This window comes from Paenibacillus sp. LHD-117 (assembly GCF_030929555.1).
Classification (GTDB): domain Bacteria; phylum Bacillota; class Bacilli; order Paenibacillales; family Paenibacillaceae; genus Pristimantibacillus.
In genome coordinates this window covers 36,445-55,756 of the sequence record NZ_JAVFVT010000039.1, presented here as the reverse complement: position 1 = coordinate 55,756, position 19,312 = coordinate 36,445, and the positions used below count along the sequence as shown (strand labels likewise).

Genomic DNA, 19,312 nt, shown 5'->3' with positions numbered 1-19,312 from the left:
CGTGAAAAAAAGAGTACCAATCTGGATCTTATGGATGGTTGCTGTTGTGGTTGTTGCCACAATGTTGCTTGTCATTAACTTGAATGTCTCGAAAACTTGGAGCGACCTGACGTCCGTTTACATTGCGAAGCAAGAAATACCTATTGATCAAAAAATTCAGTCATCCGATTTCGCAAGGGAAAACTATCCGGCTAATAAAGTACCAGCTGACGCAATAACTGAGCAGAAGCTGAAGGAAGTGGATGGGAAACTTGCTCGCATAACGATTCTGCAAGGGCAGGTGCTTGTTGATCGAATGGTGTCGGGATCCGGATCCATTCGTGATGTTGTAAAGAATACCGGTGCGAATTTTATCTCGATGGCCATTCCAATCGACAATGAGGACATGCCGCTGGATGTCATTAAAAATGGCGACATTGTTTCCATGATAGGCGTAACCAAAAAAAACACAGAAGCCGGGGAAGAAATTATCTCAGAGTATGTCGTCGAAAACATTCGAGTCGCACAGGCCGTGGATGACTCTCGATCCGGACGGCCGAAAATCATTGTGCTGGTGCCACGCGATGTCGGGCCTAAAATATCCAAGCACATCTGGGCAGGAAAATACAACATTGTCATCGATCCAAATCCATTTATGGGTGCCAAAGTGACGCAGGGTGAGAAAACGACGCAGTACATTGATGCCCAAGGACAAGAGGTCGAAGTGAAATAGGCGGTTTACGAGGAGTGAGATTCAGGGGTGGCAGAACTGAAGGCATGGGGCGACGAAGCTGACTGGAAGCGGCTAGAGGATTCCGGGCAAGTCGACACCCAAAAGTGGAAAACGTGGCAAGCGCGTTTACTGAACGAAGTCCTAAAGGATCAAGACAAGCGGAAATCGGAAAACCGAGGCGGAACAGTAGATTTTACAGAAGCAGAATACCGGCATTATCTCTATGAAATCATTCAAACGATCGAGGAAATACCCAGCATCCACTACAACGATCTCGTAAAACAGTACTTGGACAACGCCTTCCGTTACGGCCCTGTTCAGCCTTTGTGGGAGAAGCCGCGGGTGTCCGATATTCAAATTTTCATCCCTTATGACGATCGGCACAAGCAAATCATTGCCTATGTCGAGAACAGAGTTAGAAAGACATACACCGATCAGCAGTTCCGTTCATTCGAGCAAGCGACGGATTGGATTAATCACCATCTCAGCCGTATCAATTTGCGCTATGATCCCGCAAAAATCTATTTAGACGGTACGTTCCCGAATTTTGAGCGGATTCATATTATTTCGGGCACGTCGGGTTATTCAACCTTTGATCCCATCCAACGATCCTACACGTTCGTCCGGTGCATGATTATATCAATACGGCGATTTTTACATCCGTTCAGTCGATTAGAGCTTACCGATCCTAATGCAGGGCAACTGACGATCCCGCAAATTGACCCAAACCGGTTGATGACGCGTGTGGATCTGAAAAAGCTTAAGAGGCAGCCCGTGTACACGCCGTTTTCTGGAGGAGGAGCTGTTGCGGACGAGGCGACCATGGAATACTTGCGCATCTGTCAGGAGCTCAGGAAAAACCTGATGTATGCCGGGGGGACGGGTACTGGTAAGACGACGGTGGCTAATGCCAATCAAGCAGCCATACCGAAAGGAACGATGCTGCTGATCCTGGAGGAGTCGCCGGAGATGCAGCCGCAGATTGAGGGGCATGTCATTCGCTTGTACGAGAGACCGGGTGTTTTCAGCTTGGAGGACGGCTTGAAGAGCGCTCTGCGGATGTACCCTGATATTATCTTTATGTCAGAGATTCGTGACCGTATCGGCTATGTCTATTGTCAAACGATACAGTCGGGACACGATGGCTCATCTTCAACCATTCATGCTTCCAGTTGCAAAGCGGTCAAGCACAGGATAGCAGATCTGGCAGCTTCGCATCCATCGAATCCGGATCGGGATCATATTCTAAAGATTCTCCATGAGCGGCTGCATGTCATCATACATCTGAATGCAGAGCTCGATGACCGTTTCATGGATGAGGTGTGCGAGATGATCCCGGAAACAGGGGAGCTGCATACGGTCTCCCGGTTTGTTAAACAAGGTATCGACCGAATCACGAAAAAGCCAGTTGGATATTTTGAATTCCTTGGGCCGACGGATCGCTTTATCGAAGAAATGATGAACAACGGCATTGAAATTCCGAAGAGCTGGATGTGGTCAAGAAAATGACGGGCATTATACTATTCGTCGTTTGGATTGTCTTTATCATTGCAATCATACAGATGGTTCGGCAACGTAAACGGCATCGAATCTCGGAATATGAACGATGGGTGAGTCGAAAAAAGGTTGAGGCTACTAAATTAGAGAAGATCGCGGCTAGCTTTAACGTTCACTCGCTCGTAAAGGAACGGAACCTCGTTCTTCTACTATCGACGCCAATCGGTGTATTGTTCGCTCTTGGCTTTCATTATCTCTTGGGACTCGCCTGGGGGATCGGATTCGTAGTCGGCACGCTGGCGCCCTGGCTTATTGTCATCTTGCTGTACCAGAACTACGAACGGTCTTTTCAAAAGGACGGGCGAATCAGTATTGAGTTTCTTCATTCCATTCTGACGGCAGGAGGCAGCGTGGAAGAGTGGATCCGAGAGGTGGGACAGCAGCTCGATGGACCACTACGCCCTATCTTCGAGAAGGCCGTCAGAAACTGGGGTACGGCTTATACGACACCCCATCTGATTGAAGAGCTCATCAAGAAGAGCCCAGATTCCTATCTCAAATTGGTCTTCACCGGTATTCTCCATGAGTACCGGAATTCAGGAGATATGGTGAAGTACACAGAGGAGGTCATGGCTGACATTATCAATCAGGAACGCTTCGAGCGCTTGATGAAGGTACAGCGGCAGTCAGGGCAAAGCATGCTTCTTTTTGTCGGAGGATTCCCCATTTTTATGTATGTGCTATTCCAGCCGTCGATCCAGCGGACACTAGAGCTGCATCCTGGTATGAACATTGTCATGCTGGTTGGCGCCTTAGGATACGTGGGATTCATCTGGTACGGACTCCACGCTACGAAGAGCAGTGTTTTATAGGGAGGGGTACGACGATGGACGCGATGTTGCTTTATTTCATGTATGTAGTGTTAGTTCTGCTGCTAACCCTCCCGATTATCCGTCGGATCAGTCCGGAGACCTTTCACTTCTTCTACTACTGGGCTGAAGAGTACAAGGCTCTTAAAGGTGAACGGAGGCGTACGCTGAAGTTCGTCTCGCAAAAGGCTGATGTCGTGGTTTCGAAAGGAGTGATCCGGCGGTTTGAGCGGCTAATTCGTTTGGCGGGTTATCCGATGGGTTTAAGTGCAAGGGAGCTTATCTTTATCTACATCGTAGTTGCAATTGCAGGGATCTACGCTTCCACGCAGGTTGTAGACAAGACAAAGGTGCCGGTTCTCATTCTTTCCTTCCTAATCCCAGCATGGCATATTGTTACGCTCCGGAAGAAGAAAAACGAAAGGCAACTGTATGCGACGGAGTCGATCCGATTCCTCAAGCGGCGTTTCATCTATCTGTTGAAGAACCAGGTTGGAATTATCCAAGCGCTAGATAACATCGCGGATTTAGCTCCAGGTGAATTCGGTGAGACCTTCCGGAGATATATGAACCAGGTCACAACGAACGAGAACAAAAGGTCACTTCGAGATGTTATGGCCGATTTTCGCCAGGAATACGAAGTGAGCACTCTAAACTCGTTTTGTATGGCGATCGAGCTCAGTGAGCTGAAATCTCCGGGGATGCTGGCTGACCAGATTTTCCGTCAAACACTGAAGGAGAACGCCTCGCTGGAAGAATTCGTGGAGAAGAAGCTGCATGTGACCAAGGGCAAGATGATTGGACTTGTAGCTGTCGCAGCTGTATGGACATTGATTTTAAGCGTGTGGTTTTCGGTTGTTGCCTTCTTTGATTATTTCAGCGGCGCAGGTGGATTTTTGTTTTTCAAATAAATGTTCATTCATTCAGGGGGTGATGGTTCGGCAATAATGCTGCGTAAAGTGATGAAATTCCAAACCAATTAGAGGAGTGTGTTCCAATTGAATAATCAAAATAAGGCCCTCAAAACAGGGCGGCTAATCTCGGCCATTATCTTCTTGCTCATCGGTGCTTTTTCATTCTCGGCTGTTGCGGTCGAATTTAATATTCCGTTTCTTGTCGTTGGTATCCTGTGCGTTGCATTTGCAGTGTACACCCTGGTTAAGTCGTTCGTTGCTCCCAAGGAAAAGCAAGAGCGACAAGAGGATTTTGAGCTGTAAGCAGCTGCTGTGTTCATTAATTGCGTGATCAAATTAAACAAATTGGAGAGATGAAACCATGAAAAATGTAATGTTGAAACTCGCAGCAAAAGTTTGTATGGCTAGAAAGAATGAAGACAAGCTCAAGTGGGAGCAGCTGATCGGCTTTGGTGTTGTCGCACTCGTCCTATGGATCATTGTAGGTAACTCGACAACGGCTCGTACAGCTGGACAAACGATCATTACGACCGTACAAGCAGCTGTAGTTGGACTCATCGGCGACATCGGTGGACTTGCGTAAGATGAAAGGGGGAGAGGCCAGTATGATTAAGCGTTTCTACAGACAAAAACTACATAAGTTGCTGAATCGAAAAATGGACGGCATGTTGTCGGTCGAACTGGCCATCTCCCCGTTGACGATTTTGTTCGCTGTTATTTTAATGCTCTGCTTCATCATGCTCATCTACTATGCGCTTGTTTATTTGTTCTTTGCCATTACCATCATGGCAGGAGCGCGGGAGGCGGCTATCGACCCCAATTCGGCGGCCGTTGAGGACAAAATCTATCGGGTGGTTCGGGATGTCCTCCCTGAATCCCGTGAAGGACTGAACTTGATCGAGCGTAACGACATTCAAATTCAGGCATTTGATGGAGATTATGTAACTGTGAGGGCGGTCTATGACGTCATGCTTCCAGGTGGGGATCTCTACGAATGGTTAGGAGGCAGAGCGGAGGATTTGATCGTTCCAGCGCCTGTGTTGTTCTCCTACTTTAGGGAGTACTAAAATGATCATCGGACAGGGGGGATTTCTCCTGGTTTTAGCGGTGCTGGGGTATTTGGATTTGCGCGATAAGCAAGTGCCAGTCTGGGCGGTTATGGCACTGGTTGTGAGCTGTATCGGCCTAATCTGGCAACATCCGCTGCAATCTTTGTTGAGCACGCTGCTACTCTCCTTTTTGATGCTGTTCATGAAACGAGTAGTCGGGACTGCAGATAAATGGGTTCTCCCGATGGTAGCAGCGGCATTGCCGGTGGTCGCGTGGCTGCTGGTGATCGTCACGTATATTCTTTCATACGTTCACATCAAACTTTTTCGGACGAATGCGCCGATGCTATTTTACTTATGTGTGGCAATGCTCATCTTTGTGGTAACAGGAGGAAAGTGGCTATGACCGTTTGTATTCATTTTGCGAAACAATTACATATGACCACGGATGCTTTGAAATTTAATACGATTCCTGCGTATGTCGTGCCTGGACAGGACGATGACGCGGCCTACGTTTTGAAAATGACGGACGAGCATAGGCATCCTTATTATTACTCCATTCTTACAGAGCCTGTCCCGGATAAAACCGTTATGACGCCCTCTGATATTGCAGATCCTCTTTTCCATCCAATCTTGGCAGCTGCTCTGCTGCAGGTCCCTGAAATAAGCAGACAACGGCTTACGGTGACTGTTCCCTTATCTGAATATCGTAACGCTGCGTTGATTCGTGAATCACTTCAAGAGATTTCTTATACCGTCGAGGACTTGAAGACGGGAGAGGTTATCCAACTCAAGTTCGGTCAGGTCGAAATAATCCCAACAACGATATGCATGTCGATCGACGCGCTTCTTAGGGACAGAACGTCAGAGGACGATTTTTTTGAAGGGGATGACGAATCCGTTAAGAAGTTCCCTGCACTGGAAAGTCAAAGCCGGATTTTCTTTCTGCTCCGTGTTGCAATGCAACGAACGGAATGGGTGATATTCCGTGAGGAATCGCTAGAGGTAGTGGATGCAGGCGATTTCCCTCAAAGTCTCAACGCGGTGCTATTCCGCATTAAGCGTTTTTATATGGACAGGACAAAATCCACCTTGCGTCCTTACTCTGACGAGAAGGCATTCGAGGACGGCTATGCCATGTTCGGCGGCATGCCTATCGATCTGGTGGAGGTCATCCGCGAGGCTAAAACACATTTGGTAGACCGGCTCAGTCAGCAAATCCAGCAGCTGCTCACCAAGCATCGTGTGACCGATCAATTGCTAGTAGGGGAAGATGTTCAACACATATTGGAAGAGCTGCAGGAGAGGTTTCCACAAGCGAGATCTGTCGCCGATCCGGAGTTCGCGGTTCTTCGAGGTCTGTATAAAGTCAATTATCTTGCTCAGATTTCTGTGGTGGAGAGATGAAGGGAATCATCAATCGATGGATTTCCCGGATAACTCTTTTGGTCGGCTTAAAAGTCGTCCTCATTATGGGAATCGCTCTTTTATTAATCGTGTTGATCAGCTCTGCGTTTTCGATTATATCGGGGAAGGCAGCCATCAGTCAGTTTTTAAACAAGGGTGACCAGGATGAAGACATCCAATACGATCTTATCTCTGAAAGCTGGATGGATAAAGTGAGCTGGACTGATCCGGCCAGTGGACAGCGGCAGACGGGTTTAAATAGCGAAATGCGACAACAACTGAAGGAAGCGGAGATCGGTGATTATAAAGGGCTTCTGTGGGTTTTCGGTCAGGTCGAAGATCCTTGTGAATTGGAATGCGTCGGTAAGCTTGCTGAGGTCCTGGAGCCAAAGGAAGTAAAAATAGAATATTTTGATGTGGTCACAGAAACGACGACAGTAACAACCACCACAAAAATTAAACCACCAGCGCCATCGACGAGCCCTACGAACACGAATGATAAAGAATCGGGATCTGACACCAAACCAACTGTAACGAGCGAAAGCAGCACGACGACAACAAAGAAGGCATTCATCACCAGTCTTGTTACGTACAATGGTCTTCATTCTTTCAAATACATGAACAAGAAAACTACCTCAACTTCAACGAGCAGTTCGCAAACGGAGTCTGAGCAAAAAGAGGTCGTGACCACCACCGTAACCACAACGCCAATGCTCTTATCGGTCGAACGGGAAATAGACTATGCAATGCTGTATGAGGCTATGAAGGAAGTGCGGATGGATGAAGAAGACGAAAATGAGTTTCGATTCGTCTTGAACCAGGCACTCGCATACGATCCCAATTTTTATGACGATGGATTATTCGAAGAAGGGCAGTCCGAGGTAGATCGTAGTGGCCAGATTATTGATGTGCCAGCTGACACGCTCTTGGCGTGGCCAGTCCCATCGTTAAAAAAGATATCGTCCCACTTTGGAATGAGGGTTCATCCGATTACGGGGGAGCGACGTTTGCATTCGGGCATGGACATACCGGCCCCAAAAGGAACGGATGTTATCGCGGCAGATGAAGGTGTTGTCATTCGGGCCAATTACAACTCTATATCGGGTAATAATATCAAAATACAGCATCCGAGCGGCTACATTACCTGGTACATGCACTTATCCAAGACCTATGTAAAAGAAGATGATTCCGTAAAGCGTGGTGAGGTCATTGGCGCCGTTGGATCTACCGGCAGAAGTACAGGACCGCATCTCCATTTTGAAGTTTTTGAGCCAGGAGCAGCAAATTCAACGAATCCCATTCCATTCTTTAAAGGTGGCGAAGAGTAGTCATGTCAAAAACTAAAGTCTATAGCACCCGGTTAAGTTTCGAGGAAGAATTGGACAAGATGGCAATGGATATTCTCGATTCCTTGGATCAGGCATCCAATGGAACGGAAGGCTTTAGAACAACGCATTGGATTCGGGAAGCCGTCCTCCTGCGTGTAGAAATGCAACGGTTTATGCTGAAGGAGACGGGGAACGAGCTTCACCCGAAACAATATGAGGATTTGAAGTCGTGGCTGCTGCATCTAGCCGAACCGGTCCCGGTTGAAACGAAAGAGGTAAAGGATCCGCTCCAGGGATTGGATCCCGCACAGGTCTTGGATGGACAAGTCGGGCAACATTTAGGACAGATGGATGAAGAACACAAACAAACTTGGATGTTGGATGCCGTCAGAATGCGATTTGCCATTGAGCATCATGCGCCGGCCTACTTTATTAATCAGTATCAAAACAATCAGGCCGCAAGCGTAGCAGCTCCGGTGGTATATTCCGACATTGAGGATCCTGGTGTGCTGCAGGAGGCTGTAGCTGAAGAAGATCACATCGAGGCGGATCCAGAACCAGAGCCGAGCCCGCAACCGACATGGTCGCCCTACGTCCTTCATCTGCGTAATGCGATTCCGGCCTTTATCCAGCAAACTTCGTTGGGGGCGATGCAATGAATCCATGGTGGTTTGCCTTAGGCGGGGCTGTCGCTGTCTCTACTTTGGTTGTTGACCGCATTCAGCAAGAAAAAAAGCTCCAGGAAAACCGGTCCCGTTATCGATATGTAAGGATTATTCCACATAAGGACACCGCGGCAAGCCCGGACAAGATCATGCGCTTAATACAAAACCTGCATGAATATAAGCGGACGCGAATGGACCAGGTTCGAAAAGGCAAGGAATGGTTTCGTTATTTAATCCACAAGGATATAAAGGGCGAAATCGCGCTATATATCGGGTTCCCAGAGGATCGTCAAACAGGAATTATGCGCGCATACCGAAACATCTATCCGGAGATCGAATTGCATGACGTTCAGCATAGTGACCTGCCTTTATCCATGACCGAGCTTCCGGTGGATTCAGAGAAGAAAGCGAAGGACACGTCATTGTATGGTGGTCATTTTCTAACAGCAGATAAAGGGCCGCGCGAAGGATTTGCGTTCAAAACTTATAGTGGGGAAGAGGACATAGAGGACATCCTGTATAGCCTGGATGCCAGCGCAAAGGAGACGGAGTGTTGGCTAGATATTCTCATTTCACCTGTATCGAATAACGAGATCCGGCGGCGAGTGCAGCAAGGTATCAAGTCCATTTATCGTAAGCATGGTATTACGGACCCGCAGACGATTGATATGAGCCTCAGGAGCTTCGGAGATGCCCTAAAGGGATCCGCCGCCAAGAAAGCAACAAAGGCCACCGCGAAGCCGTCAAAGACAAGGGTAAGCCTTGCAGACCTGGATCCGGATGACAAGGAACGGATCCGAATGATGCAGAAGCGATTTACGGGACGGGAAACGGCATTCGCGGTAAGTATTAGGTTGCTCGCTCACGGTAAGCATGCTCATTCCATTGCACAAACAGCGGCAACGGCCGTACGGTCTGCCTTTCATTTTGATAACGCTTTACGGTTTGTTCGTGATCGCAACCTGTCGAAATCAATCTTTGACAGTGCTCCGATGCCAAGTAAGATTAACAGCGCTTATATGACCGGTGAAGAGCTCAGCAACATCTTCCGGCTACCACGTGGGGAGCATCGTATTTATCAATACGTTCCACATCTGCAGAAGGGTCAAGAACTACTAAAGGACGATGAATTCATTGATGGCATTAGCTTGGGGAAGATGCTACACCCCCTGATGAAGGGCCGGGAAGTTCGCATGCCCATCACTCAATTCACGAGGCACTGGTTCCTCTCGGGGATGACTGGTGCCGGTAAATCATCGTTTCTCTTAGAGTTGATAGAATCCATGGTGCAAACATGGCTAGCTAATCCAAATGATACCCCAGGATTTTCACTCTCTGATCCGGCCCAAGAGACGGCTATTACGATTCTGAACCGATTATGTCATTATGAAAAAATGGGGATCCCGGTCGATTGGAGCAAGGTGCATTATTTTGATTTGGGAAGTGCGGAATATGTATTGCCGCTGAACATTCTGAAGCGAATGAATAATGAATCGGTTCATGGTCTTAGCGATGAAGCCTTTGACTTGATTAAAACTGCGTACGGCGGGGATACGCCCCAAATGGACCGCATATTAAGGAATGCGCTCACTACGCTCATTTCTGATACAAGCCAGGATCATAACGTATTAGGAATCATTCCCTTGCTGATGGAGAAACGGTTCAGAGACCGCGTTCTGCCACACGTGAAAGACAAAATCATTCTGCAGTTCTGGGAGCGAGAGTTTCCGGATCTGGAGAAGAAAATTGGTCAGGCAGTAGGCCCGCTGCTCAATCGATTATCTCCGTTTCAAACGAATGAAGCGATGCGCCGCATGTTCGGCCAGCCCAAGATGGGACTCGAGCTTCGGAAGTGGATGGATGAAGGACACATTGTTTTATTCAACATGAAGAATGTAAATCAGGCTGCGACGAAGCTATCCGGCGGTTTTATCGCAAATCAATTCCATAAGACAGCACAGACCAGGGCAACAGGTTCAAAAGTACATATCAGCATCTATGATGAGGCGCATCGAACACAGTATCCAATCATGAATAAGATCATTGCAGAGGACCGGAAATTCGGTTTATCTTTGGGGTTAAGTACACAATCGATAGGCCAGATGGATGCGGAAATTATTAACTCCGTTACGGAGATTGTAAATAACATCTTCTCTACTGCTCAGGGTCCTAAATCGGCCGCTGTTGTTCAGCAGATGACTGCCGGAGCTTTTGATAGGGACTTCCTACAAAAGCTGCCAGAGCGGATGCTGGCCGTCTATACGAGGGCAAAAGTCGAGGGCAGAAATCAACCCAAGACCTTTACGGTTGAGTGCGATCCGCCGTACCTTTATCGGCCGGATGGCAGCGGCGAATGGGCGAATCATGAAGATGAAAGAGAGATGCAAGCCGCGCTTGCATGGGGTGAGGCAAAAGGGCTGGAATTGATGGCTCGAGATTGCTTGCGTGCGGATGAGGTAGATGAGATGATAGACGAATACTTGACTACTGGAACCGTACTACAACGGCAAAAAAAGATGATTCAGGAACAAATAGAATTAACAACTGACACCGGGCCATCCGAGAAAAAACAGGCAGAGAATGTTACGGTAAGACCGGCTTCACCGCCTCCGAAGATCCAACGTAAAAGGAACCGGTCAGAAATGTCTCCCACCGCAGAATCGACAGAAAAACCGAGCGCTAAGCAGCCAGAAGAGAAAGCTGCCACGCCAAAAGAAGCGGACGTGATGCGTTGGGAGTTTTAGATAAAGAGAGGGCGGAAAAGTATGATATTCCAATGGGTGGATCACCCTAACTTGCGAAGAGAAGATCAACTGCTATGCCTATTGTTTGATCTGGGTATGGCAACCAAGGAACAGCTCCTGACGATTACAAAATGGGGTTTTAGGAGCCTCGATTACGCATTTGTCATGGCTCGTAAAATGGAAAGAGAATTGGGAGAAGAGACGTTCCTTGTTCGAACGAAGTATCTGCCAAGACAACCTAACAAGATTAAAACGGCGATTTACTCGCTGACATCTGAAGGGATAAGGTATGTTCAGGCGATAATGGAATTGCAGGGCGACAAGGTAAAAGAAGCTCCAGCTGGACAACTGGTCCACTACTCCGGAATTAACAATATTTTGTGTCGGTCCATTGAGAATTTCGGCGTAATGAGCTGGCAATCGTCATATGAAATCGCTGACTTGATGATCATGCGATGGAATGAAAAGATAGGCGGCGAAGGACTGAATAGACGGAATATCATTCGTCCGGACGGTGGCATGCGCGTTGGAACAGAGTCGAGCAACATTGACCTTTACGTGGAATTTGACAACGATACCGAAGGGCCGAGACAGATAGAAACGAAGTTTAAGCGATACGTGGATCTGTATATGTCTTTGGAGCTAAATCGTCCTATTGTGTGGGTAACCATTTCGGAGAAAAGGAAGCAGTATTTAGAGAGAAACTGGAATGCTCTCAAGACAATTTCATACGCAAACCAGGACAAGCTACCGGAGATGGTGTTCTTTGTCGAAGGAGACGAGATTCCTTGGATTAAGGAAAAGCTGGAGAAGAAGTAAAGAAGAACGGGCCCCCGTTCTTTTTTTATAGCTGGTTTAGCAGGGCTGGACTATCGAAAGAGGGGATGATTTTGCGAGGACATCAGAAACGCGCTTTAAAGGCGCTGCGTGAAAAGAGGACCGAGCTGCACATTACGAAAAATAAGCTATTAGAGCACAAAGAGGAAGACTTTCTTACTTGGGTCTACGAGCTGAAGGAGATTCGAGTAGAGCTTATATATGCGTACAAGACGGGGATTGTAACGGTATGTCAGATGCCGATCCTAATAAGATAATCGAGGGATTTGAGGGAGCTTATGAAAATAAGCACCCTCTTTTTTTTGTTGCTATCGCGAAAGCGAACGGGAAGCTGTGACGCGCGGCTGCCGCGGCCGCCATGGCCGACGTGCCGGCAATCAAGGTACTGCAGCTGCGCCGGCTGCCACGGACGTTCCTGGTGGGTGGCCAGCGTTCCGGCAAACGAGGAGCTGCAGCGGTGCCGGCCGGATCCGGATCTGCAGGTCACGGCCGCCGCGGCCGTTCCTGGTGGATGGCCAGCGCGCCGGCGATCGAGGAGCTGCAGCGGTGCCGGCCGGATCCGGCTCTGCGGTCGCGGCCGCCGCGGATGTTCCTGGTGTGTGACTGGGCGCTGCCGGCGATCGAGGAGCTGCTGCTGCGCCGTCCGGATCCGGATCTGCAGGTCGTGGCCGTCGCGGCCGTTCCTGGTGCGTGGCCGGGCGCTGCCGGCGATCGGTGAGCTGCAGCTGCGCCGGTCGGATCCAGAACTGCAGCTCGAGGTTGCCGCGGCCGTTCCTGGTGCGTGGCCAGCGCGCCGGCGATCGGTGAGCTTCAACTGCGCCGCCGGTAATCGGATCTGCAGCTCGAGGCTGCCGAAGGCTGTTCCTGGTTCATGGCCATGTACCGTCGATGATCAAGGAGCAGCTGCTGCACCGGCCGGATCCGGATCTGCAGCTCGAGGCAGCCGCGGACGAACCTGGTGCGTGGCCAGCGCGCCGGTGATCGAGGAGCAGCTGCTTCGTTGGCCGGATCCGCTTCTGCAGGTGGCTGCCGCCGCGGCCGTTCCTGGTTCATGGCCATGTACCGCCGGCGATCAAGGAGCAGCTGCTGCACCGGCCGGATCCGCCTGAAGCGTGCGGCCGTCGTGCGTTTCTCAGTTTGATAAATAAGCTTAAAAATCATGTTGTCAAATTTGATAAATAAGCGTATAATTCAAAACACCAAGAGCGTTATATCGAGCATTCTTGATCCTGACTAAAAAGGGGAGCTGAGTTTGAATGAAGGAAGAGTTCGGTTCAAACATGAGAGATCTTTACAAATGGATGTCACATCATTTGATTAGCTGCAGAACCATTCAAGCAGCCATAAGGGAGGGGAAGTTGTCTACTCAGCAGATAATGAACTGGGTTGAGCGAAACCAGCTATTATTGGCCAACGAAATCGAGCTAGTCCTAATGATGAAGAACTTCCAGTCCACCAGCCTAATTTTGCCGTCGGAAAAAGTTTTTCGAGAGGAAGTAACTGCCTCGCTTCAGCGCCTAATTCCAAGTTATGAAATAATGGTCCGCGAAATCGGAAAGGGAGTTGCTTAATCCAAATGGATACGGGGGTGGTCCTTTTGAAGAGAAAAGATGAGCGCGATCTGCATTTAGTCGAAGCCATGAACTGTGCTGCAGCTGCAAGGAGGATCGGGGAGGTTATTCACCTCCTGGATCTGCAGCCGGTGCATGCGGGGAAAAGTTTGTCGGCCGTAGTGAAGGATAGCGATTTTTTGCGTGAAGTATTACGACAAATGAACGATGCTGTAGATCCATCGTCCGTTTCGTGGATATGGTACGGGGATAACCGGATCACGGTTCATTCTGTTGGCGGTGAAGAGCTGACTGCTCAAGTTCTTCCACAGTTTGTTGGTATGATGCATGCCATGCATAGACGAAATAACCAAACCGAAAAGAGGGGGTAATGGCACTGTACGAGTTGAATGCCAGAACCAAACTGCGCGCCTTTATCCGGAGGCTACAAAAGAATGGTCGCTACCAAACAGCGATGGGTAAAGCAAACATTTATGCGGGGCAAACGCGCTTATCACTCCATGTGAAGTCGGCCCATGGTAAAAAGCCGATTTCTCTTCGTTAAACAATCATTCGCGCCGCGTTGCAGTATACATTCGCTACGAGAACTATTACGCGAAAGGACCTGGAAGCCTTCTCGATGGGCGCAAATAGCGCTTTGCTCGGTATACTTATCGAAATATTCGGAGAGGAAGGTAGGCTGCAGCGAACAGTAACAGGTCTTCTGCGATTAACGCTGAGAGGCATCCGTTACTTTTATGCTGGCGTCGATCGCTCGAGAAGAGACGTGGAGGTTGCCGCGGCAAACGGAGCCAGGTACGTGCTCATGAGCTACGCACACATTCGCCATAGACGTGCCTGGAGAGCACATGTGGAGCGATTGGGACTCAAAGTTCTCCTTGACAGTGGAGCGTTCACCGTCTGGAAATCCTTACAACATGGAAAAAAGGTTGAGCCTATCCGAATCGAGGATTATGCGGCGTTCGTAATGGAACATCAAGATGTACTGTATGGATTTATTAATCTGGATGTCGTAGGGGATCCGGCGGAAAGTAAAGAGAACGCGGAGTATCTAAAGCGTTTGGGGCTGCGTCCGATTGAAGTATGGCATGTTGGCAGCGGACTGAAGGAACTACAAGCATTGGTACATGAAGAGCAACCGGTCATTGCTTTAGGGGGGAGTGTTGGGATTTCGGAGAAGAGGCGGAACCGCGTCTTTCGATGGATTTTCAGGTTATTCAAGGATCAGAACTTTCACTTCTTGGGAGGATCGAGCAAGCTCTTGCAATCCTATCCTTGGTTCTCCGCTGACTCTACTGGTTGGCTGGTCGGCAGGCGATTCGGTGCCATGATTGATCAAGATGGACAACGGAGAGGGCCGACGGACATGGATCCAATTGAAATTATGGCTTACAACATTAGATATTTCGCAAGTCTCGAGCAAGCTGCTTGAGAAAACAAATTAGGAGGTCTGGGGTATGAGCGAATATTGGACAAAGAAAAAAATCGAGGAAGCAGCGGACCTGAAAATATTTTTACCGTCCGATAGTGGGTATCAGACATTTGCTGATTTAAACGGCATGGCCGCGAGAAGATTCTTAGAAGAAAAGGGGTTCAAGGTCGTTGAGAATCGAGACACAGGACGTAACGGGGTTGCTGTAACAGAATGCGGAATATACCTCTCAACCAACGGATACATCCATAAATAAATCATCTTTTATGGCACGACAAAAAAACAAGCTTGTCTGGGGGCAATCACATGAAAGAGTCAATTCGAAATATCGTCGTAAAGTCGGCACGTAAGGCCATATCGATTAATCGCAAAGCTGGCCGTACCTGGAATGTTGATGAATGCTGGGAGGTCAACGTTGATTACACCGACGGAGGTAAGGCGCTGATCGACGATCTGATGATTACCGATCGGATAAAGGATGCGAAGGATTGGACCAAATACGGTAAGCCTGATTACTACAAGGTGAGCGAGCTGATTGACCAGGAAGTTGATCGCATTATCACCAAAACGGTGAAGACGGTTGGAACGGAGCTGAGCGCGACATAGCCAACAAGAAATTTTCGCAGATTCGAGGTGAAAATAGCGAGATGATGATGGTATCATAGATTATTATGATAGTGGCTAGGGGGATTCTTTGATGTCAGAGAGAATTAAAAAGCCGGATGGAAGGGGAGGGCCACGGAAGGGTGCTGGCCGTCCTAAAAATGAAATTCCAACTACACCGAGATATGCGACGGTTTATGGTAACGAAGAGCAGTGGGCAGCTATTGATGAGGTCTTAGCAGAAAAAGACATAAAATTATCAACGCTTCTGAATGACTACTTGAAGAAGCTAGCGGCTAAACAGATCAAGTCAAAAGCAAATATCGTGGTCGAAAAGCATGAAGGTAATGAGAGCTCTGAATAGAGCTTTTTTTATTTTCCTTTTTGAAAAATAAGCGTAAAATTCATATTTACACTTTGATATTTAAGTGCTAAAATCAAAATACAAATTGAAAGGGAGATGACAATATGCAACTTCAACCCATCTATATTTCCAAGTACACGCGAGCGGATGCAATTTCTGACGGAACTCTTATCGATGTCACGGATATGGCCAAGGAAGCTGGATTCAAAGTTCCTGTAGCCCTTACCAGTGCGCTTTGGAGTAAATGCGTGGAACCACTGGATGCGGACCGTAAACGTGGCCAAGACGAGAAGGGGCGTTTATGGGATATCCTCACTGTCTTATTTTTTGAAATCCGCCGAAGTAAATCCAAGGGTCACGAACTGCGGTACTCCGTTCGTTTTCAAATGGGCAGCCGTTTGAAGCTCGTCCAAATGAAGGCTCATATTGGGCCTGGTGACCTCGGGGAACCGGTCTTTACAATCATGCTGCCGGAAGAAGACTAAAGAGAAGAGAGGAAATGGTTACTCGACTAGACGAGTATAAATCGCATTAAGTCTAGTGCGTTCTGAGGCTTCCACTGTCTCAGAGGTTGCATGCATCACATCATCCTTTAGGAGGCTAAACCATGCCACAATTCACTTCTACTAACATGAGAGAGCTTGAATCCATGTTCAACCTTTCATCCGCACAACGTCTTGGCTTTGATTCCGTTCCATCTGACTTTGCCGACATCCTAAGCACGTTCAACTGGGCTATGCACGAAGGTTCTTCCGCTTTAATCTCTAAAGACTTTCCGGATTCCCAAAAAATCGATGACACCCTACACTTTGTCGGTCACTATTGCCATGTTCGCAACATCGACTATGGCTTACTCTACAACGAAACAGATAACTGTTTTCATCTCCACTTGTACTAATAGCACGGTTATTGCTTAGTCTGTTCCCAAAAATGACTTGTATGGAGGTTTGACGAATGAATCGTAAAGAGGCGTACCAGCTGGTACATAATAACGAAGAACTGGTTCTGTCCGATCGAAAGGGGGTTTGGGAAACGTCGGGGTTGTTTAGGACAAAGCGGAACGGCCGCTTAGAATATCAAACGCGCTTGGAATTTAAGCCAAATGCAGCTGCCGGTCTGCAAATAAAATCGGAAATCTACGCTTATCCCTACTACGAGCCTGATCGGTTTAAGCGTTATATAAAGTCGGCCATTGGCTACACGCCGTCGGTTGCGGTGTTAACTGAAATGATTCAATATCTTGAGACTCGTAAGGATGCCTATTTGGAGGAAGATCGCTTTTACGCAGTACAAAGCAAAGAAGAGGCAAAGTGTGAAATAGAGAAAATATTTCAAGATGCGTTCTCCCGTTTCAGCTCGAATCGTTCATTCGAAACACATGCCCGAGACCTGAAGCAGAAGACTTTTGAACAACTGGTGAGTAAGGAGGAAGCAGTCAAACTAAGGGAAGCATACAAGGTGCTTAATAGCTCTTCCTACGTTGACGATACGGATCTGGAGCCATTTCGAAAACGTCTTATGGATGCTGTATGTGAGGCGAAAAAGGCTCGCGAATTGAATGACGAACGAGAGCGAAATAAATGGCTCATGGAGAGCATGGAACATGACGTGCAGCTGCGCAGACTTGTTAGCCACGCCCTGGGGGAAAATGCAACGAAGAAGGAAGTTGGCTATTGGGGCAATAGCACAGAGCTCGGTTATCGATTGTTTGGATATGCTCAGAATTTAACGGATAAACGAAAAGTGGTAGGGCAGCTAGATGCGCTCTTCCAGGAATACCGCCTAAAGACGTATGAGGCAAATGTGCTGGTTAAAATCGGGAAGGAGTATGTGCTGAAGGGTGGACAGCTTCCGATCGTTGAGGCCCCGTACGAACGTCGTCAAGGCGAATATTATTACGGTGATACCGTGTACCTTAACGGTAAAGGACGCGATGTTGAACAAGTAGGCCGTATTTATTTGTATCTGTCGGGCGGATTCCGTGTAAGCAAAACCGCAATTTAATTAATAGCTGGAGCCAGGCTAGTGGATACGAAAGGAGGGAGTCACTTGCGAAAATATGCGAAGCATTATCGAAGAATGGAACGAAAAATCAAATGGAGGCAGATTGTGCTACTTTTACTAGGGGGAATCATGAGAAAAGGATGGAAGGATGACTTGGAGGACAGCATTGTGGCCTTGAAGCTGCAGCGTAACAACATGTATGACGTACTCAAACATGCAGCATCCAAAAAAAACGCTCGGATTCTCCAGTCGCCTTCTGAGTGCGGCTACGATGACTTAATAAACAAATAATTTAAAGTGCTTGGGGGAACTAACCGGTGATGAATGGAAAAGCAGGGGATATGGGGTTGGATCTGGAGGAGAAGGCGTTTATTGAGACGCAGACTGAAAGAATTGGGAGCTCTATTCCGATACTGAATAATGATGACAGGGCGCTGATTTATCATGTGCTGGCGGAAGTTTATCGAAAGGGATGCACGATTAAGGGGAGGGGTGAGGGGAATCTACACACCTGAAGAGCATGCACAAGAGGTTGAGCGTCTAAGAAAGCTTGATAGCGAAGACATTCTTATCAGAAAGCTAAACGATCTTCTTCGGTCGGTATTAGATGGTGAAATGACAGTCCAAGAAGTTATTCAATTTACAAGCATAAGCGAAGTGCAATTAAATGAATTACTGCAGACGTATAAGCAACAACGCTAAATAAGTCACCCGAAATAAGGGGTGACTTTTTTTCTGACCTTTTGGTGATATTCCCGGCCAGGCCGGGGCGGCGGCCGCGCGCAGCAACTGCAGATCCGCCGGCGCGCAATGCTCTTTGACCGCCGGGATCGTCTGGTTAAGCATTCTTAATGGACATGAGTAGCGGTCCGGATCCTGCCAGCGCCGTCCAGAAGGGCTTTCGAGTCACCTAGACCCATGTGGACGCGGTTGACAGTCTTGACAGGGGGGGCCGCACTGGCTACGTTGTCATTGTAATTTTCTTGTCATCAAGAAGGATCTATTTAATTTGCTGTAAATAAAAATGAACCGCACGAAAAGGCGGAATAAACTAAGGGGGATATCACCTAATGAAACCTAATAAACAAGCCATCTATAAACAACTTCACTTTTTGAATACCAACGAAATGGCGCGCCAGCTGATCGCATTCCTGCTCTCGATGCTCATTTAACAGCTCGGTCGGTGGCCGTGTGATCTGCGGAACCGGAGCAATTGGTCCTCGAGCGCCGGCGTGCTGGCCACGCACCAGGAACGTCCGCGGCGGCCACGACCTGCAGATCCGGATGCACCCGCGCAGCAGCAGCTCCTCGATCGC

The 19,312-nt window shown here is 48.2% G+C and carries 27 protein-coding genes; all 27 read left to right on the top strand.

Annotated elements, in window-relative coordinates; translation table 11 throughout:
• The first annotated feature begins 1 nt into the window (after position 1).
• The 27 genes from RB620_RS24750 to RB620_RS24620 all read left to right on the top strand — a co-directional run bounded on the left by RB620_RS24750 (position 2) and on the right by RB620_RS24620 (position 18,511).
• A complete protein-coding gene (locus RB620_RS24750; protein ID WP_308099062.1) occupies positions 2–712 on the top strand; it encodes an SAF domain-containing protein in 711 nt (236 codons plus the stop codon).
• A gap of 27 nt (positions 713–739) precedes the next feature.
• Entirely contained in the window at positions 740–2,221 is a 1,482-nt protein-coding gene (locus RB620_RS24745; protein WP_308099060.1) for an ATPase, T2SS/T4P/T4SS family, read from the top strand.
• Positions 2,218–3,081 (top strand): type II secretion system F family protein, encoded by an 864-nt coding sequence (locus RB620_RS24740; protein ID WP_308099058.1) that lies wholly within the window; start codon positions 2,218–2,220, stop codon positions 3,079–3,081. Before RB620_RS24745 ends, RB620_RS24740 begins: the two co-directional genes overlap by 4 nt.
• Positions 3,082–3,095: 14 nt before the next feature.
• Positions 3,096–3,989 (top strand): hypothetical protein, encoded by an 894-nt coding sequence (locus RB620_RS24735; RefSeq protein WP_308099056.1) that lies wholly within the window; start codon positions 3,096–3,098, stop codon positions 3,987–3,989.
• An 87-nt stretch (positions 3,990–4,076) separates the two neighbouring features.
• The gene (locus RB620_RS24730) at positions 4,077–4,295 is read left to right on the top strand and encodes a hypothetical protein (RefSeq protein WP_308099054.1); all 219 of its coding nucleotides are present in this window, start codon (positions 4,077–4,079) and stop codon (positions 4,293–4,295) included.
• 58 nt (positions 4,296–4,353) lie between these two features.
• Positions 4,354–4,575 (top strand): hypothetical protein, encoded by a 222-nt coding sequence (locus RB620_RS24725; RefSeq protein ID WP_308099053.1) that lies wholly within the window; start codon positions 4,354–4,356, stop codon positions 4,573–4,575.
• A gap of 22 nt (positions 4,576–4,597) precedes the next feature.
• Complete coding sequence (locus RB620_RS24720) at positions 4,598–5,059, top strand: hypothetical protein (protein ID WP_308099052.1); 462 nt, start codon at positions 4,598–4,600, stop codon at positions 5,057–5,059.
• A gap of 1 nt (position 5,060) precedes the next feature.
• Entirely contained in the window at positions 5,061–5,447 is a 387-nt protein-coding gene (locus RB620_RS24715; protein WP_308099051.1) for a hypothetical protein, read from the top strand.
• The gene (locus tag RB620_RS24710; protein WP_308099050.1) at positions 5,444–6,448 is read left to right on the top strand and encodes a hypothetical protein; all 1,005 of its coding nucleotides are present in this window, start codon (positions 5,444–5,446) and stop codon (positions 6,446–6,448) included. The genes RB620_RS24715 and RB620_RS24710 overlap by 4 nt, the downstream gene beginning before the upstream one ends.
• The gene (locus tag RB620_RS24705; protein WP_308099048.1) at positions 6,445–7,776 is read left to right on the top strand and encodes a M23 family metallopeptidase; all 1,332 of its coding nucleotides are present in this window, start codon (positions 6,445–6,447) and stop codon (positions 7,774–7,776) included. Before RB620_RS24710 ends, RB620_RS24705 begins: the two co-directional genes overlap by 4 nt.
• A 2-nt stretch (positions 7,777–7,778) precedes the next feature.
• On the top strand, positions 7,779–8,435 hold the full coding sequence (locus tag RB620_RS24700; RefSeq protein ID WP_308099046.1) for a hypothetical protein: 657 nt from the start codon (positions 7,779–7,781) through the stop codon (positions 8,433–8,435).
• A complete protein-coding gene (locus tag RB620_RS24695) occupies positions 8,432–11,185 on the top strand; it encodes a type IV secretory system conjugative DNA transfer family protein (RefSeq protein ID WP_308099044.1) in 2,754 nt (917 codons plus the stop codon). Before RB620_RS24700 ends, RB620_RS24695 begins: the two co-directional genes overlap by 4 nt.
• 21 nt (positions 11,186–11,206) lie before the next feature.
• A complete protein-coding gene (locus tag RB620_RS24690) occupies positions 11,207–12,004 on the top strand; it encodes a replication-relaxation family protein (RefSeq protein WP_308099042.1) in 798 nt (265 codons plus the stop codon).
• Positions 12,005–12,380: 376 nt separating this feature from the next.
• Positions 12,381–12,740, top strand: a complete 360-nt coding sequence (locus RB620_RS24685) for a hypothetical protein (RefSeq protein WP_308099039.1) — start codon at positions 12,381–12,383, stop codon at positions 12,738–12,740.
• The gene (locus tag RB620_RS24680; protein WP_308099037.1) at positions 12,709–13,131 is read left to right on the top strand and encodes a hypothetical protein; all 423 of its coding nucleotides are present in this window, start codon (positions 12,709–12,711) and stop codon (positions 13,129–13,131) included. Before RB620_RS24685 ends, RB620_RS24680 begins: the two co-directional genes overlap by 32 nt.
• A 147-nt stretch (positions 13,132–13,278) precedes the next feature.
• Positions 13,279–13,593: a hypothetical protein gene (locus tag RB620_RS24675; protein WP_308099035.1), complete on the top strand. Its 315-nt coding sequence runs from the start codon at positions 13,279–13,281 to the stop codon at positions 13,591–13,593.
• Between the two features lie 26 nt (positions 13,594–13,619).
• A complete protein-coding gene (locus RB620_RS24670) occupies positions 13,620–13,964 on the top strand; it encodes a hypothetical protein (RefSeq protein WP_308099033.1) in 345 nt (114 codons plus the stop codon).
• Complete coding sequence (locus RB620_RS24665; protein WP_308099032.1) at positions 13,964–14,137, top strand: hypothetical protein; 174 nt, start codon at positions 13,964–13,966, stop codon at positions 14,135–14,137. The genes RB620_RS24670 and RB620_RS24665 overlap by 1 nt, the downstream gene beginning before the upstream one ends.
• Positions 14,138–14,443: 306 nt before the next feature.
• The gene (locus tag RB620_RS24660) at positions 14,444–15,025 is read left to right on the top strand and encodes a hypothetical protein (protein ID WP_308099030.1); all 582 of its coding nucleotides are present in this window, start codon (positions 14,444–14,446) and stop codon (positions 15,023–15,025) included.
• Positions 15,026–15,050: 25 nt separating this feature from the next.
• Entirely contained in the window at positions 15,051–15,281 is a 231-nt protein-coding gene (locus tag RB620_RS24655; RefSeq protein WP_308099028.1) for a hypothetical protein, read from the top strand.
• 50 nt (positions 15,282–15,331) lie between these two features.
• On the top strand, positions 15,332–15,631 hold the full coding sequence (locus tag RB620_RS24650; protein WP_308099027.1) for a hypothetical protein: 300 nt from the start codon (positions 15,332–15,334) through the stop codon (positions 15,629–15,631).
• 91 nt (positions 15,632–15,722) lie between these two features.
• Entirely contained in the window at positions 15,723–15,992 is a 270-nt protein-coding gene (locus RB620_RS24645; RefSeq protein ID WP_308099025.1) for a hypothetical protein, read from the top strand.
• A gap of 104 nt (positions 15,993–16,096) precedes the next feature.
• Positions 16,097–16,477, top strand: a complete 381-nt coding sequence (locus tag RB620_RS24640) for a DUF6573 family protein (RefSeq protein WP_308099023.1) — start codon at positions 16,097–16,099, stop codon at positions 16,475–16,477.
• 122 nt (positions 16,478–16,599) lie between these two features.
• The gene (locus tag RB620_RS24635) at positions 16,600–16,890 is read left to right on the top strand and encodes a hypothetical protein (RefSeq protein ID WP_308099021.1); all 291 of its coding nucleotides are present in this window, start codon (positions 16,600–16,602) and stop codon (positions 16,888–16,890) included.
• Between the two features lie 56 nt (positions 16,891–16,946).
• Positions 16,947–17,996, top strand: a complete 1,050-nt coding sequence (locus tag RB620_RS24630; RefSeq protein WP_308099019.1) for a hypothetical protein — start codon at positions 16,947–16,949, stop codon at positions 17,994–17,996.
• Between the two features lie 129 nt (positions 17,997–18,125).
• A complete protein-coding gene (locus RB620_RS24625) occupies positions 18,126–18,287 on the top strand; it encodes a hypothetical protein (RefSeq protein ID WP_308099017.1) in 162 nt (53 codons plus the stop codon).
• 29 nt (positions 18,288–18,316) lie between these two features.
• Positions 18,317–18,511 (top strand): hypothetical protein, encoded by a 195-nt coding sequence (locus RB620_RS24620; RefSeq protein ID WP_308099015.1) that lies wholly within the window; start codon positions 18,317–18,319, stop codon positions 18,509–18,511.
• Positions 18,512–19,312 lie beyond the last annotated feature (801 nt).

Excerpts from the sequence above, each read along its gene's own strand:
- RB620_RS24630 (WP_308099019.1), top strand. The coding sequence starts at position 16,947 with ATGAATCGTAAAGAGGCGTACCAGCTGGTACATAATAACGAAGAACTG.
- RB620_RS24695 (WP_308099044.1), top strand. The coding sequence starts at position 8,432 with ATGAATCCATGGTGGTTTGCCTTAGGCGGGGCTGTCGCTGTCTCTACT.
- RB620_RS24675 (WP_308099035.1), top strand. The coding sequence starts at position 13,279 with ATGAAGGAAGAGTTCGGTTCAAACATGAGAGATCTTTACAAATGGATG.
- RB620_RS24740 (WP_308099058.1), top strand. The coding sequence starts at position 2,218 with ATGACGGGCATTATACTATTCGTCGTTTGGATTGTCTTTATCATTGCA.
- RB620_RS24720 (WP_308099052.1), top strand. The coding sequence starts at position 4,598 with ATGATTAAGCGTTTCTACAGACAAAAACTACATAAGTTGCTGAATCGA.
- RB620_RS24665 (WP_308099032.1), top strand. The coding sequence starts at position 13,964 with ATGGCACTGTACGAGTTGAATGCCAGAACCAAACTGCGCGCCTTTATC.
- RB620_RS24705 (WP_308099048.1), top strand. The coding sequence starts at position 6,445 with ATGAAGGGAATCATCAATCGATGGATTTCCCGGATAACTCTTTTGGTC.
- RB620_RS24700 (WP_308099046.1), top strand. The coding sequence starts at position 7,779 with ATGTCAAAAACTAAAGTCTATAGCACCCGGTTAAGTTTCGAGGAAGAA.
- RB620_RS24625 (WP_308099017.1), top strand. The coding sequence starts at position 18,126 with ATGAGAAAAGGATGGAAGGATGACTTGGAGGACAGCATTGTGGCCTTG.
- RB620_RS24640 (WP_308099023.1), top strand. The coding sequence starts at position 16,097 with ATGCAACTTCAACCCATCTATATTTCCAAGTACACGCGAGCGGATGCA.
- RB620_RS24725 (WP_308099053.1), top strand. The coding sequence starts at position 4,354 with ATGAAAAATGTAATGTTGAAACTCGCAGCAAAAGTTTGTATGGCTAGA.
- RB620_RS24685 (WP_308099039.1), top strand. The coding sequence starts at position 12,381 with ATGGCCGACGTGCCGGCAATCAAGGTACTGCAGCTGCGCCGGCTGCCA.
- RB620_RS24735 (WP_308099056.1), top strand. The coding sequence starts at position 3,096 with ATGGACGCGATGTTGCTTTATTTCATGTATGTAGTGTTAGTTCTGCTG.
- RB620_RS24620 (WP_308099015.1), top strand. The coding sequence starts at position 18,317 with ATGAATGGAAAAGCAGGGGATATGGGGTTGGATCTGGAGGAGAAGGCG.
- RB620_RS24690 (WP_308099042.1), top strand. The coding sequence starts at position 11,207 with ATGATATTCCAATGGGTGGATCACCCTAACTTGCGAAGAGAAGATCAA.
- RB620_RS24650 (WP_308099027.1), top strand. The coding sequence starts at position 15,332 with ATGAAAGAGTCAATTCGAAATATCGTCGTAAAGTCGGCACGTAAGGCC.
- RB620_RS24645 (WP_308099025.1), top strand. The coding sequence starts at position 15,723 with ATGTCAGAGAGAATTAAAAAGCCGGATGGAAGGGGAGGGCCACGGAAG.
- RB620_RS24655 (WP_308099028.1), top strand. The coding sequence starts at position 15,051 with ATGAGCGAATATTGGACAAAGAAAAAAATCGAGGAAGCAGCGGACCTG.
- RB620_RS24715 (WP_308099051.1), top strand. The coding sequence starts at position 5,061 with ATGATCATCGGACAGGGGGGATTTCTCCTGGTTTTAGCGGTGCTGGGG.
- RB620_RS24710 (WP_308099050.1), top strand. The coding sequence starts at position 5,444 with ATGACCGTTTGTATTCATTTTGCGAAACAATTACATATGACCACGGAT.
- RB620_RS24635 (WP_308099021.1), top strand. The coding sequence starts at position 16,600 with ATGCCACAATTCACTTCTACTAACATGAGAGAGCTTGAATCCATGTTC.